Genomic DNA, 13,740 nt, shown 5'->3' on the forward strand with positions numbered 1-13,740 from the left:
ATTTCACCTATCTCTCCTATCTGCTCGCAGCATCCGCAGACTTTCTGAAAGAAGAAGATAACCTACTTATCCGTTGTTATGATTATACTAAAGTTTCTACTTTTTTGCAAATAGATTTTTAAATTTTTGACCAATGGTCTGAATTAGGGTCGGAAGCTTGACGACCTTGTCATTACCCAGTTTTTCGCGAGCAATTTTGAGAATGGCACCTGAGTCTTTTGATGCAAAGAGGAATTTTCCTCTGTCTGTAAAGACTTCGAAGTGGCGACTGATTTTTCGCCCAGTGACATTGGCTCCAATCTGGTTGATATGGCTCCAAGGAATCTGGATAAATTGTTCGACATTGACATCTGGGTAAAATTCTAGAGCCTGATCTCCAACTAGGAATTTCCCAACTTTCCCAGCTATAGAGAGGTAGGAGGTGCCTGTCGTATTGAGGAGCACTGTTTTGTTAAGAGATTGGGCCATGATTAGTCTTCCTTACTTTCACCGAAAAAGGCATTGTAGAGGGCTTTAATAGCTGCTTTCTCTTGGTCCTTATTGACAACAAACATAATAGAAACTTCACTAGAACCTTGAGACATCATCTGGATATTAATCTTATTTTCAGATAGAGCACGTGTAGCAGTAGCAGTTACTCCGATATGACTCTTCATTTTTTCTCCAACAATCATAATGATTGAAAGGTCGTGTTCGATTTCTGCATGGTCTACTTCAGCTTTTTGAACCAATTGACGCAGGATTTCTTCTTCCTTGATAGGAGTTAGTTCACGAGAACGGAGAATGATTGAAAGATCGTCGATACCAGTTGGCATATGTTCCCAACCAATGTTAAGATCTTCAAGGATCTGAAGAACCTTGCGTCCAAATCCCACCTCACGGTTCATGAGGTATTTCGACATATTAATGCTGACAAAGTCAGAATCACCGGCAATTCCTACAACTGGAAATTCATCACTACTGTGTTTTAGAACGATACGAGTACCTGGATGGTCAGGGTTGTTGGTATTCTTGATAACCAGAGGAATTTTTCCACGGTAGGCAGGAAGAAGAGCTTCGTCATGAAGAACTGAGAATCCTGCATAGGCCAACTCACGCATTTCACGGTAGGTCAACTCAGGGATCGAGTGTGGTTGGTGGATAATACCTGGGTGAGCTGCAAAGATACCATCAACATCCGTAAAGTTTTCATAGAGATCAGCTTTAACCCCTGCAGCAATGATAGAACCTGTAATGTCTGATCCTCCACGTGAGAAGGTACAGATTTGATTTTCCTTGGTAACTCCAAAGAAACCAGGAATGACAAGGACTTCATTGGCGTTTGTCAATTCCTCAATCTTGTCATAACTTGATGGAATGATGCGAGCGTGACCAGGTTCACTTGTGACTACAATACCCGCTTCTCTAGGGTGCACATAGCGTGCATCAATACCATTTTGGTTAAAATAGGCAGCAATCAATTTAGCATTGTTGTTTTCACCCGCTGCTAGGAAGGTATCGTAGAGAAATTCATTTTCTTCAATAGGAAGAGTGGCTAAGGCACGAATGCTTTTAGAGATTTTTTCTAAAACAGCTGGTTTCAGTCCCAATTCGCTAACCATAGCAGCATAGCGGTCGATAATCCAGCTTTGGCTCTTGCTAATATCGTTACCAGCAACATAGTCGCGGTAGTATTTAATCAAGGCATCCGTAACCTTAGTATCTTCAGCATTGCGTTTACCAGGCGCAGAAACAACTACAAAACGGCGCTCGGGATCGCTTTTGACGATGTTTAAAACTTTTTCTAATTGACCAGCAGAGGCAAGTGAGCTACCTCCAAATTTAACAACTTTCATAAGAACTCCTAAAGTAAGTATTTTATACGATTATAGCAGAAAGAAAGCCTTTTTTCAATGAAGAAAATAAGATGCTTTCTAGTATAAAGCGAGCCTTTCTAATCGGATGAGACACTTATTACATTCTTATTCTTGCTTTTTTAGAATAAAAAAGATATACTTTGAAAATAAAATAATTTAACTTGCGTATAAAATAAAGAGGAGTCCTGATGGAACACATTATTTATCAGCTTGAAGAGGATTTGGCAATTATTACCTTGAACCGTCCTGAGGTCGCAAATGGTTTTCATATTCCCATGTGTGAAGAGATTTTAGAAGCCCTAACTTTGGCAGAAGAGAATCCAGCTGTACATTTTATCTTGATTAATGCGAATGGCAAAGTCTTTTCAGTTGGGGGAGATTTAGTAGAGATGAAGAGGGCAGTGGATGAGGATGATATTCCATCATTGACGAAAATCGCAGAATTGGTCAATACTATTTCTTATAAAATCAAACAAATAGCCAAACCTGTGTTAATGGAGGTAGACGGGGCTGTTGCAGGTGCTGCAGCTAATATGGCTGTTGCGGCAGATTTCTGTTTGGCGACCGATAAGGCTAAATTTATCCAAGCCTTTGTTGGAGTTGGTTTGGCTCCAGATGCAGGAGGAATTCATCTCTTGAGCCGAAGTATTGGTGTGACGCGTGCTGCTCAATTAGCTATGACAGGAGAGGCTTTAACCGCAGAAAAAGCTCTAGAGTGGGGTGTGGTTTACCGTATTTCTGAAGCTGACAAACTAGAAAAGACCAGAGAACAGCTTCTTAAAAAATTAAGACGTGGCTCAGTTAATTCCTATGCTGCCATCAAGAAGTTGGTTTGGGAGAGCCAATTTAAAGATTGGCAAGATTATGCTGTTTTAGAACTGCATCTACAGGAATCACTGGCCAAAACAGAGGATTTCAAAGAGGGAGTTCGGGCTCATTCGGAGAGAAGAAGACCTAAATTTACAGGAAAATAAAAAAATACTTGCGCCATTCTTTGAAGTTTGATATAATTCTTTTGTCAAATGTTTTGATTGTAAAAGTTTTTTTGAGAAGGAGGGAAAGAAAGATTGGACTACCAACGAATTAATGAATATTTAACATCTATATTTAACAATGTCCTCGTTATCGAGGAAGTTAGCTTGAGAGGTAGTCGTTTCAAGGATATCTCCATCAAAGAAATGCATACGATTGATGTGATTGGGAAAGTTCCAGATGTGACACCAAGTCAAGTGTCAAAAGAGTTGATGGTGACTCTTGGGACAGTTACGACTAGTTTGAATAATCTCGAACGCAAGGGTTACATTGAACGCATTCGTTCAGAACATGATCGACGTGTGGTGCATCTGCATTTGACAAAGAAAGGTCGCTTGGTTCATAGGCTACATAAACGCTTCCACAAGGCCATGGTTGAAAAAATCATAGATGGTATGAGTAAGCAAGAAATTGAGGTTATGAGCAAAGGTTTGACCAATCTTTATCAATTTTTGGAGGATTTGAGATAATGGCTTTTGCAAAAATAAGCCAGGTTGCTCATTATGTGCCAGAGCAAGTGGTTACAAATCATGATTTGGCTCAGATTATGGATACCAATGATGAGTGGATTTCAAGTCGGACGGGAATACGACAAAGGCATATCTCAAAAACAGAATCTACTAGTGATTTGGCTACAGAGGTTGCTAAGAAACTGATGGCAAAAGCTGGAATCACAGGGGAGGATCTGGATTTTATCATCCTAGCTACCATTACTCCAGATTCGATGATGCCCTCTACAGCTGCTCGTGTTCAAGCTAATATTGGTGCTAATAAGGCCTTTGCTTTTGACCTAACAGCTGCTTGCAGTGGATTTGTATTTGCTCTTTCAACTGCTGAAAAGTTTATCGCTTCTGGTCGCTTTCAAAAAGGCTTGGTGATTGGCAGTGAAACCCTCTCTAAAGCAGTCGATTGGTCGGACCGATCAACAGCTGTTTTGTTTGGAGATGGTGCTGGTGGTGTCTTGCTAGAAGCTAGCGATAAGCAACATTTCCTAGTGGAGAGTCTCAATAGCGATGGTTCACGAAGCGAGTGTCTGACCTATGGACATTCAGGTCTACATTCTCCATTTTCAAATCAAGAAAATGCAGATTCATTTTTGAAGATGGATGGACGCGCAGTCTTTGATTTTGCTATTCGAGATGTAGCTAAGTCTATCAAACAGACCATTGAAGAATCTCCTGTAGAGGCGACAGACTTGGATTATCTGCTACTTCATCAGGCTAATGACCGTATTTTAGATAAGATGGCTAGGAAAATCGGTGTCGACCGAGACAAACTTCCAGCCAATATGATGGAATATGGAAATACCAGTGCAGCCAGTATCCCGATTTTACTTTCAGAGTGTGTAGAACAAGGCCTCATCCGTTTAGATGGTAGTCAGACTGTTCTGCTATCAGGCTTCGGTGGAGGCTTGACCTGGGGCACGCTCATTCTTACAATTTAGGTAATCATGTGGTGAACACATTGTTATAAAAAACTATTTATTTTAAAGGAGTCCTATCATGGCAGTATTTGAAAAAGTACAAGAAATTATCGTTGAAGAACTTGGGAAAGACGCATCAGAAGTAACACTTGAATCAACTTTTGATGATTTGGATGCAGATTCATTGGACTTGTTCCAAGTAATCTCAGAAATCGAAGATGCTTTTGATATCCAAATCGAAGCAGAAGATGACTTGAAAACAGTTGGTGACTTGGTTGCCTACGTTGAAGAGCAAACAAAATAAACAGAATATAGATAGAAGGAGTAGGGAAACCCGCTCCCTCTTGTTTAGGCAATAGTTTGATTTTCAAATTATGACGATATCGAACTATTACGTAAGCAAGAAACGATGGAGGCACTATGAAAACGCGTATTACAGAATTATTGAACATTGATTATCCTATTTTCCAAGGAGGAATGGCCTGGGTTGCTGATGGTGATTTGGCAGGGGCTGTTTCCAAGGCTGGAGGGCTAGGGATTATCGGTGGGGGGAATGCCCCTAAAGAAGTTGTCAAGGCAAATATTGATAAAATCAAATCATTGACTGATAAACCCTTTGGTGTCAACATCATGCTTTTGTCTCCCTTTGTGGAAGATATTGTAGACCTTGTTATCGAGGAAGGTGTTAAGGTAGTGACAACAGGAGCAGGAAATCCAAGCAAATACATGGAACGTTTCCATGAAGCTGGTATTACAGTTATTCCAGTTGTACCAAGTGTTGCCCTAGCTAAACGCATGGAAAAAATCGGTGCGGATGCTGTTATTGCAGAAGGAATGGAAGCTGGGGGACATATTGGGAAATTAACAACCATGACCTTGGTGCGCCAGGTTGCTGCTGCTGTATCTATTCCTGTTATTGCTGCAGGAGGGATTGCGGATGGTGAAGGTGCTGCGGCTGGCTTTATGCTAGGTGCAGAGGCGGTTCAGGTTGGAACTCGTTTTGTCGTTGCAAAAGAGTCTAATGCCCATCCAAATTATAAGGCCAAGATATTAAAAGCTCGAGATATTGATACTACGATTTCAGCTCAACACTTTGGACATGCTGTTCGTGCGATTAAAAATCAGTTGACTCGTGATTTTGAACAAGCTGAAAAAGATGCTTTTAAACAAGAAAATCCAGATTTGGAAATTTTTGAACAAATGGGAGCAGGTGCTCTAGCCAAAGCGGTTGTTCACGGAGATGTGGATGGTGGCTCTGTTATGGCAGGTCAAATTGCAGGCCTTGTTTCCAAAGAAGAAACCGTTGAAGAAATCCTAAAAGATTTGTATTACGGAGCAGCTAAGAAAATTCAAGAAGAAGCCTCTCGTTGGGCAGGAGTTGTAAGAAATGACTAAAACAGCCTTTTTATTTGCTGGCCAAGGTGCCCAGTATCTAGGTATGGGACGAGATCTATATGATCACTACCCTATTGTCAAAGAAACGATTGATCAAGCGAGTCAGGTACTCGGTTATGATTTGCGTCATCTCATTGATAGGGAAGAAGAAAAACTTAACCAGACTCGCTATACGCAACCAGCTATTTTAGCGACTTCGGTTGCTATTTATCGTTTATTGCAAGAAAAGGGCTATCAGCCTGATATGCTTGCTGGTTTGTCTCTTGGGGAATATTCTGCCTTGGTGGCCAGCGGTGCCTTGGATTTTGAAGATGCGGTAGCCTTGGTTGCTAAGCGTGGAGCCTATATGGAAGAAGCAGCTCCTGCTGGTTCTGGCAAGATGGTCGCAGTTCTCAATACGCCAGTAGAGGTCATTGAAGAAGCTTGTAAGCAAGCCTCTGAACTGGGAGTGGTTACCCCAGCCAACTATAATACGCCTGCACAAATCGTGATTGGTGGAGAAGTGGCTGCAGTTGACCGAGCTGTCGAACTCTTGCAGGAAGCAGGTGCCAAACGCTTGATTCCTCTCAAGGTTTCAGGACCTTTTCATACCGCTCTTCTTGAGACTGCTAGCCAGAAACTAGCTGAAACTCTTGCTCAAGTAAGTTTTTCAGATTTTACTTGTCCCCTAGTTGGTAATACAGAAGCTGCAATCATGCTAAAAGAAGACATTGCTCAACTCTTGACGCGTCAGGTCAAGGAACCAGTTCGTTTTTATGAAAGTATTGCAGTTATGCAAGAATCAGGCGTAACCAACTTTATCGAGATTGGACCGGGGAAAGTCTTGTCAGGCTTTGTTAAAAAAATTGATAAAACGGCTAAACTAGCCAATGTTGAAGATCAGGCGAGTTTGGAAGCCTTGCTAGAAAACGAGTAATCCCTTCTCCCATAAATACAAGAGGAAACAGAAGAAAAGAATGCAACTAAAAAATAAAAATATCTTTATTACAGGTTCAAGTCGTGGAATTGGTCTTGCCATTGCCCATAAATTTGCTCAAGCAGGAGCCAATATCGTCTTAAACAGTCGTGGGGCAATCTCAGAAGACTTGCTAGCTGAGTTTTCAAACTATGGTGTCAAGGTGGTTCCTATTTCAGGAGATGTGTCAGATTTTGCAGACGCTAAGCGTATGGTTGAGCAAGCTATTGCAGAGCTAGGTTCAGTAGATGTTTTGGTCAACAATGCAGGAATTACCCAAGATACCCTTATGCTCAAGATGACAGAAGCGGATTTTGAAAAAGTGCTCAAGGTTAACTTGACTGGTGCTTTTAACATGACACAATCAGTCTTGAAACCGATGATGAAAGCCAGAGAAGGTGCTATCATTAATATGTCTAGTGTTGTTGGTTTGATGGGAAATATCGGTCAAGCTAACTATGCAGCTTCTAAGGCTGGTTTGATTGGTTTTACCAAGTCTGTAGCGCGTGAGGTGGCCAATCGCAATATCAGGGTTAATGCTATTGCACCTGGAATGATTGAGTCCGATATGACAGCTGTTCTATCAGACAAGGTAAAAGATGCTATGTTGGCCCAAATTCCTATGAAAGAATTTGGGCAGGCAGAGCAGGTTGCAGATTTGACAGTATTTTTAGCAGGCCAAGATTATCTAACTGGTCAAGTAGTTGCCATTGATGGTGGCTTAAGTATGTAGCAGAAGCTAGAGGTGAAAAAGATGAAACTAAATCGCGTAGTAGTAACAGGTTATGGAGTAACATCTCCAATCGGAAATACACCAGAAGAATTTTGGACTAGTTTGACAACTGGAAAAATCGGAATTGATCAAATTACAAAATTTGATCATAGTGACTTTGATGTGCATAATGCGGCAGAAATCCAAGATTTTCCTTTTGATAAATACTTTGTAAAGAAAGATACCAATCGTTTTGATAACTATTCTTTATATGCCTTATATGCAGCCCAAGAAGCTGTCAATCATGCCAATTTGGATGTAGAGGCTCTTGATAAAGATCGTTTTGGTGTTATCGTTGCCTCTGGTATTGGTGGAATCAAGGAAATTGAAGATCAAGTACTTCGCCTCCATGACAAAGGACCAAAACGTGTGAAACCATTGACCCTTCCAAAAGCCTTACCAAATATGGCTTCAGGAAATGTTGCTATGCGTTTTGGAGCAAACGGTGTTTGTAAATCCATCAATACTGCCTGCGCTTCATCAAATGACGCAATTGGGGATGCTTTCCGCTCCATTAAGTTTGGTTTCCAAGATGTTATGTTGGTAGGTGGTTCAGAAGCTTCTATCACACCTTTTGCTATCGCTGGTTTCCAAGCCCTAACAGCTCTCTCTACTACAGAGGACCCAGCTCGCGCTTCTATTCCATTTGATAAGGACCGTAATGGTTTTGTTATGGGAGAAGGTTCAGGGATGTTGGTTCTTGAAAGCCTTGAACACGCCGAAAAACGTGGGGCAACTATCCTTGCTGAAGTGGTTGGTTATGGACATACCTGTGATGCCTACCATATGACTTCTCCTCATCCAGAGGGGCAAGGAGCTATCAAGGCCATCAAACTAGCCTTGGAGGAAGCTGAGATTTCTCCAGAGCAAGTAGCCTATGTCAATGCTCACGGAACGTCAACTCCTGCTAATGAAAAAGGAGAAAGTGGTGCGATCGTGGCTGTTCTTGGTAAGGAAGTACCTGTATCATCAACCAAGTCTTTTACAGGACATTTGCTGGGGGCTGCAGGTGCGGTAGAAGCTATCGTAACCATCGAAGCTATGCGTCATAACTTTGTACCAATGACAGCTGGGACAAGTGAAGTATCAGATTATATCGAAGCCAATGTCGTTTATGGGCAAGGCTTGGAGCAAGAAATTCCATACGCTATTTCAAATACCTTTGGTTTTGGTGGCCACAATGCAGTTCTTGCTTTCAAACGTTGGGAGAATAAATAAGTATGAATTTAAACGATATTAAAGACTTGATGGCTCAATTTGACCAATCAAGTTTGAGAGAGTTTTCTTATAAGAATGGGACGGATGAGTTGGAGTTTAGCAAGAATGAAGCGAGACTGGTATCTGAAGTTATACCTCAAGTAGCCCCAGCACCTCTTCTAGCAACACCGAGTCCAGTAGCTCCTACATCTGCTCCAGCAGAAACTGTAGCAGAAGAAGTTCCAGCTCCAGCTGAAACAAGTGTGGCTGCTGAGGGAGATGTTGTAGAAAGCCCACTTGTTGGAGTGGCTTACTTGGCTGCTGGTCCAGATAAACCTGCCTTTGTAACAGTTGGTGATAGTGTTAAAAAAGGTCAAACATTGGTCATTATCGAAGCTATGAAAGTCATGAATGAAATCCCAGCTCCTAAGGATGGTGTGGTAACGGAAATTCTCGTTTCTAATGAAGAAATGGTTGAGTTTGGTAAAGGATTGGTACGTATCAAATGATCGATATTCAAGGAATCAAAGAAGCTCTTCCCCACCGTTATCCTATGCTATTAGTAGACCGTGTCTTGGAAGTGAGCGAGGATACCATTGTTGCCATCAAAAATGTGACCATCAATGAGCCCTTCTTTAACGGCCATTTTCCTCAATACCCAGTTATGCCAGGTGTTCTGATCATGGAAGCCTTGGCGCAAACAGCTGGTGTGTTGGAGTTGTCAAAACCTGAAAATAAGGGGAAACTGGTCTTTTACGCTGGTATGGACAAGGTTAAATTTAAGAAGCAAGTTGTACCAGGCGACCAATTGATTATGACAGCGACTTTTGTAAAACGTCGTGGTACGATTGCTGTGGTTGAAGCAAAGGCTGAAGTGGATGGCAAGCTTGCAGCTAGTGGTACTCTTACCTTTGCAATAGGGAACTAAGGAGGTTCTCCATGTTTCGAAAAATTTTAATTGCCAATCGTGGTGAAATTGCGGTTCGTATTATCCGTGCGGCGCGTGAATTGGGGATTGCGACGGTGGCGGTTTATTCAACTGCTGATAAGGAAGCTCTTCATACGCTTTTGGCAGATGAGGCAGTTTGTATCGGTCCTGGCAAGGCAACGGAGTCTTATCTCAATATTAATGCGGTTCTATCAGCTGCAGTCTTGACTGAGGCAGAAGCTATTCACCCAGGTTTTGGATTTCTCAGTGAAAATTCCAAATTTGCAACCATGTGTGAAGAGGTGGGAATCAAGTTTATCGGTCCATCTGGTCATGTCATGGATATGATGGGGGATAAGATCAATGCGCGCGCTCAGATGATTAAAGCAGGCGTGCCTGTTATACCAGGTTCAGATGGAGAAGTGCATAACTCTGAAGAAGCCTTGATTGTTGCTGAAGAAATTGGCTATCCTGTTATGCTCAAGGCTTCAGCAGGTGGAGGTGGTAAAGGGATTCGTAAGGTTGAAAAACCAGAAGACCTCGTTTCCGCCTTTGAAACTGCCTCTAGCGAAGCCAAGGCTAATTATGGCAATGGTGCCATGTATATAGAACGGGTTATCTATCCAGCTCGTCACATCGAGGTTCAAATCCTAGGAGATGAGCATGGACATGTGATTCACTTGGGTGAACGGGATTGTTCTCTTCAACGGAATAATCAAAAGGTTTTGGAAGAAAGTCCTTCGATTGCAATCGGAAAAACGCTACGCCATGAAATTGGTGCTGCTGCTGTTCGAGCGGCAGAGTCTGTTGGCTATGAGAATGCAGGGACCATTGAGTTTCTGCTTGATGAATCCAGCGGTAAATTCTATTTTATGGAGATGAATACTCGTGTACAAGTAGAACATCCAGTAACAGAATTTGTTTCAGGTGTGGATATCGTTAAGGAACAAATTCGCATTGCGGCAGGTCAACCTCTGTCTGTTAAGCAAGAAGATATTGTTCTACGAGGTCATGCTATTGAATGTCGTATCAATGCTGAAAATCCAGCCTTCAATTTTGCTCCAAGTCCAGGCAAGATTACCAATCTCTATCTGCCGAGTGGAGGAGTTGGCTTGCGCGTGGATTCAGCAGTTTATCCAGGCTATACCATTCCCCCCTATTATGATAGTATGATTGCCAAAGTCATCGTTCATGGAGAGAATCGTTTTGATGCTTTGATGAAAATGCAACGTGCCCTCTATGAACTAGAGATTGAAGGGGTGCAGACCAATGCAGATTTCCAGCTTGACCTCATCTCAGATCGCAATGTCATTGCTGGAGATTATGATACTTCCTTCTTGATGGAAACCTTCTTACCTAAATATCAAGAAAAAGAATAAAATGACTTTAAGAGTTTAAACCGAAAAGGGGAATCAATGGCTCTATTTAGTAAAAAAGATAAGTATATTCGAATCAATCCCAATCGTTCGGTTAGGGAAAAACCTCAAGCCAAGCCAGAGGTTCCAGATGAATTATTTTCTAAGTGTCCAGGCTGTAAGCATACCATCTATCAGAAGGATTTGGGAAGTGAGCGTATCTGTCCGCACTGTAGCTATACATTTCGTATTTCTGCCCAAGAACGCTTGGCTTTGACAATTGATATGGGCACCTTCAAGGAATTGTTTACAGGGATTGAAAGCAAGGATCCCTTGCATTTCCCTGGTTATCAAAAGAAACTAGCAGCTATGCGTGAAAAAACAGGGCTGGATGAAGCTGTTGTGACAGGAACTGCTCTTATTAAAGGTCAGACTGTGGCTCTTGGGATAATGGATTCCAACTTTATCATGGCTTCTATGGGTACAGTTGTAGGGGAAAAAATCACTCGTTTGTTTGAGTATGCGACTGTTGAACAATTACCAGTTGTTCTTTTCACAGCCTCTGGTGGAGCCCGTATGCAGGAAGGAATCATGAGTCTCATGCAGATGGCCAAGATTTCTGCGGCAGTTAAACGCCATTCAAATGCAGGTCTCTTTTACCTGACTATTTTGACAGATCCAACGACAGGTGGTGTAACAGCTTCTTTCGCTATGGAAGGAGATATCATTCTGGCTGAACCACAGAGCTTGGTTGGTTTTGCTGGGCGTCGTGTGATTGAAAATACGGTTCGTGAAAGCTTGCCTGAGGGGTTCCAAAAGGCAGAATTCCTATTGGAACATGGCTTTGTGGATGCTATTGTCAAAAGAAGAGACTTGCCAGATACGATTGCTAGCCTAGTCAGATTGCATGGAGGGAGTCCTAGATGAATATTGCAAAAATAGTCAGAGAAGCGCGTGAGCAGAGTCGCTTAACAACCTTGGACTTTGCGACAGGCATTTTTGATGAATTTATCCAGTTACATGGTGACCGTTCTTTTCGCGATGATGGTGCAGTTGTTGGTGGTATCGGCTGGCTTGGAGATCAAGCTGTAACAGTGGTTGGTATCCAAAAAGGCAAGAGTTTACAAGACAATCTAAAACGGAATTTTGGTCAACCACATCCAGAAGGCTACCGCAAGGCTCTGCGATTGATGAAACAGGCTGAAAAGTTTGGCCGTCCAGTTGTCACCTTTATCAATACAGCAGGTGCCTATCCTGGTGTCGGTGCGGAAGAACGTGGACAGGGGGAAGCTATTGCTCGTAATCTCATGGAAATGAGTGACCTGAAAGTTCCGATTATCGCTATCATTATCGGTGAAGGTGGTTCAGGTGGGGCTCTGGCTCTAGCAGTCGCAGATAGTGTCTGGATGCTGGAAAATTCCATCTATGCCATTCTCAGTCCAGAAGGTTTTGCTTCCATTCTATGGAAGGACGGTACTCGTGCCATGGAAGCGGCAGAACTGATGAAAATCACTTCACATGAGTTGTTAGAGATGGCCGTGGTGGATAAGGTGATTTCTGAAGCAGGATTTTCGAGCAAAGAACTGATTAAGAGTGTCAAAAAAGAACTCCAAGCTGAGCTAGCCATGCTTTCACAAAAACCGTTAGAAGAGTTGTTGGAAGAGCGTTATCAACGATTTAGAAAATACTAAGAATGACTAAATGAGACTAGAAAGGTCTCATTTTTTATAGAAATATGCACTTCAGGTTAAAAAATTGACAGTTGAGGAGATGGACTATTAAATAGGCAAAAAAGATGTATACTGTAGATCTAAGCTTACAAAAATTTATTTTAAGGAGGTACTTGCAATGACAGGTACAGAAACATTTACAGTTCTTTCATCTGAGAACTTAGAGCAAACTTCAGGTGGTAGAATGATTTGGTTGGTTGATGATAGACATTGGGATTCGCCATATGCATATAGTTTAGCGACAGAATGGAGTACAATACTGACTCATGTGAATAGACGTGCTTATGGTATTGGCTATTAATAAATTAAAGGAGTGAGTATGAAAAAACTAGGGCATTTAGGAGTCTTTACATCACTGGTATTTCTATCGGTTTATCTACCAGAGTTAGGGGTTGTACAAATCACTAAGTTTTTAGGATGGGGGATAGATGGCTATTTTATCTTTTTAACAGTTGAAGTAACAGCTCTTTTGCTATTATTTATCTACTGGCTCAAAAAGAAAGAGATGCTCTATATTTTTGAAAAAAAGGGTTCAAAGAAGTCAAGATTCTTTTACCTTGTAGTTGGTCTAGTGGCTACTTATTTTGATCGTCAATTGGTGGATGCTTTTCAGATGCAATTTCATCACCTAATTGATAACAAGTATATCTTTCAAGACCTACTTTCGGTCCTATACTCCAATGGGCAACCAACTTTTCTATCAACTGTTCTTAGTTTCATTTTAACAGTAGTTGTAGCACCTATATTGGAGGAACTGATTCATAGAGGGTATTTTATGAATACCTTTTTCCACCAGTCCAAGTACTATCTGGATGTTATTCTATCTGCTCTTATATTTGGACTTAGTCATTTGATCCTAACTCACCGAGATCCTATCAGTTTGATTATTTATAGTTTAGGCGGTCTCTTCTATGCCCTAGTATATCGGTGGACAAAGAACTTAAAAATCACCATCCTGTGCCATAGTTTTTTTAACTTTCTCATTTATGCAAAACCCATCTGGATTTTTGTTTATAATTATGTCTATTACCACTTTTTAAGATAGTGGAAGCAAAGAAAACAGTGTTTGATAGTTGTCAAACACTGTTTTCTATCTA

General features: G+C 41.6%; 17 protein-coding genes. 15 read left to right on the forward strand and 2 right to left on the reverse strand.

Annotated features, from left to right (window positions below; translation table 11 throughout):
- Positions 1–96: 96 nt before the first annotated feature.
- Together GEZ84_RS01165 and GEZ84_RS01170 are read right to left on the reverse strand one after the other, a co-directional pair.
- Entirely contained in the window at positions 97–468 is a 372-nt protein-coding gene (locus tag GEZ84_RS01165; RefSeq protein WP_000079349.1) for a DUF956 family protein, read from the reverse strand.
- Between the two features lie 2 nt (positions 469–470).
- The gene (locus tag GEZ84_RS01170; RefSeq protein WP_153222999.1) at positions 471–1,835 is read right to left on the reverse strand and encodes an aspartate kinase; all 1,365 of its coding nucleotides are present in this window, start codon (positions 1,833–1,835) and stop codon (positions 471–473) included.
- A 209-nt stretch (positions 1,836–2,044) separates the two neighbouring features.
- Between GEZ84_RS01170 and GEZ84_RS01175 the strand changes: the two genes are divergently transcribed.
- From GEZ84_RS01175 to GEZ84_RS01245, 15 genes are all read left to right on the forward strand, one after another.
- The gene (locus tag GEZ84_RS01175; protein WP_153223001.1) at positions 2,045–2,830 is read left to right on the forward strand and encodes an enoyl-CoA hydratase; all 786 of its coding nucleotides are present in this window, start codon (positions 2,045–2,047) and stop codon (positions 2,828–2,830) included.
- 93 nt (positions 2,831–2,923) lie between these two features.
- Positions 2,924–3,358, forward strand: coding sequence for a MarR family winged helix-turn-helix transcriptional regulator (locus GEZ84_RS01180; RefSeq protein ID WP_000386355.1), 435 nt, complete (start codon positions 2,924–2,926; stop codon positions 3,356–3,358).
- Positions 3,358–4,332, forward strand: coding sequence for a beta-ketoacyl-ACP synthase III (locus tag GEZ84_RS01185; RefSeq protein ID WP_153223003.1), 975 nt, complete (start codon positions 3,358–3,360; stop codon positions 4,330–4,332). Before GEZ84_RS01180 ends, GEZ84_RS01185 begins: the two co-directional genes overlap by 1 nt.
- Before the next feature lie 58 nt (positions 4,333–4,390).
- On the forward strand, positions 4,391–4,615 hold the full coding sequence (locus GEZ84_RS01190) for an acyl carrier protein (RefSeq protein WP_000257838.1): 225 nt from the start codon (positions 4,391–4,393) through the stop codon (positions 4,613–4,615).
- A gap of 116 nt (positions 4,616–4,731) precedes the next feature.
- Positions 4,732–5,706 carry an enoyl-[acyl-carrier-protein] reductase FabK gene (fabK, locus tag GEZ84_RS01195; RefSeq protein WP_000857446.1) on the forward strand — a complete coding sequence of 325 codons (975 nt, stop codon included), beginning with the start codon at positions 4,732–4,734 and terminating at the stop codon, positions 5,704–5,706.
- Positions 5,699–6,622, forward strand: coding sequence for an ACP S-malonyltransferase (gene fabD / locus GEZ84_RS01200; RefSeq protein ID WP_153223005.1), 924 nt, complete (start codon positions 5,699–5,701; stop codon positions 6,620–6,622). Before fabK ends, fabD begins: the two co-directional genes overlap by 8 nt.
- 40 nt (positions 6,623–6,662) lie before the next feature.
- Positions 6,663–7,394 carry a 3-oxoacyl-[acyl-carrier-protein] reductase gene (gene fabG / locus GEZ84_RS01205; protein ID WP_153223007.1) on the forward strand — a complete coding sequence of 244 codons (732 nt, stop codon included), beginning with the start codon at positions 6,663–6,665 and terminating at the stop codon, positions 7,392–7,394.
- A gap of 21 nt (positions 7,395–7,415) precedes the next feature.
- On the forward strand, positions 7,416–8,651 hold the full coding sequence (gene fabF, locus GEZ84_RS01210; RefSeq protein WP_153223010.1) for a beta-ketoacyl-ACP synthase II: 1,236 nt from the start codon (positions 7,416–7,418) through the stop codon (positions 8,649–8,651).
- 2 nt (positions 8,652–8,653) lie between these two features.
- The gene (gene accB, locus GEZ84_RS01215; RefSeq protein ID WP_153223012.1) at positions 8,654–9,139 is read left to right on the forward strand and encodes an acetyl-CoA carboxylase biotin carboxyl carrier protein; all 486 of its coding nucleotides are present in this window, start codon (positions 8,654–8,656) and stop codon (positions 9,137–9,139) included.
- On the forward strand, positions 9,136–9,558 hold the full coding sequence (fabZ, locus tag GEZ84_RS01220) for a 3-hydroxyacyl-ACP dehydratase FabZ (RefSeq protein WP_049532125.1): 423 nt from the start codon (positions 9,136–9,138) through the stop codon (positions 9,556–9,558). The genes accB and fabZ overlap by 4 nt, the downstream gene beginning before the upstream one ends.
- An 11-nt stretch (positions 9,559–9,569) precedes the next feature.
- On the forward strand, positions 9,570–10,937 hold the full coding sequence (gene accC / locus GEZ84_RS01225) for an acetyl-CoA carboxylase biotin carboxylase subunit (protein WP_153223014.1): 1,368 nt from the start codon (positions 9,570–9,572) through the stop codon (positions 10,935–10,937).
- 36 nt (positions 10,938–10,973) lie between these two features.
- A complete protein-coding gene (gene accD / locus GEZ84_RS01230; RefSeq protein WP_153223016.1) occupies positions 10,974–11,840 on the forward strand; it encodes an acetyl-CoA carboxylase, carboxyltransferase subunit beta in 867 nt (288 codons plus the stop codon).
- Positions 11,837–12,604: an acetyl-CoA carboxylase carboxyl transferase subunit alpha gene (locus tag GEZ84_RS01235; RefSeq protein ID WP_153223018.1), complete on the forward strand. Its 768-nt coding sequence runs from the start codon at positions 11,837–11,839 to the stop codon at positions 12,602–12,604. Before accD ends, GEZ84_RS01235 begins: the two co-directional genes overlap by 4 nt.
- A gap of 157 nt (positions 12,605–12,761) precedes the next feature.
- Positions 12,762–12,944: a hypothetical protein gene (locus tag GEZ84_RS01240; protein ID WP_153223020.1), complete on the forward strand. Its 183-nt coding sequence runs from the start codon at positions 12,762–12,764 to the stop codon at positions 12,942–12,944.
- Between the two features lie 18 nt (positions 12,945–12,962).
- Positions 12,963–13,688, forward strand: a complete 726-nt coding sequence (locus GEZ84_RS01245) for a CPBP family intramembrane glutamic endopeptidase (protein ID WP_153223022.1) — start codon at positions 12,963–12,965, stop codon at positions 13,686–13,688.
- Positions 13,689–13,740 lie beyond the last annotated feature (52 nt).

This window comes from Streptococcus mitis (genome assembly GCF_009496155.1).
In the GTDB taxonomy this organism is placed as follows: Bacteria; Bacillota; Bacilli; order Lactobacillales; family Streptococcaceae; genus Streptococcus; species Streptococcus mitis_BQ.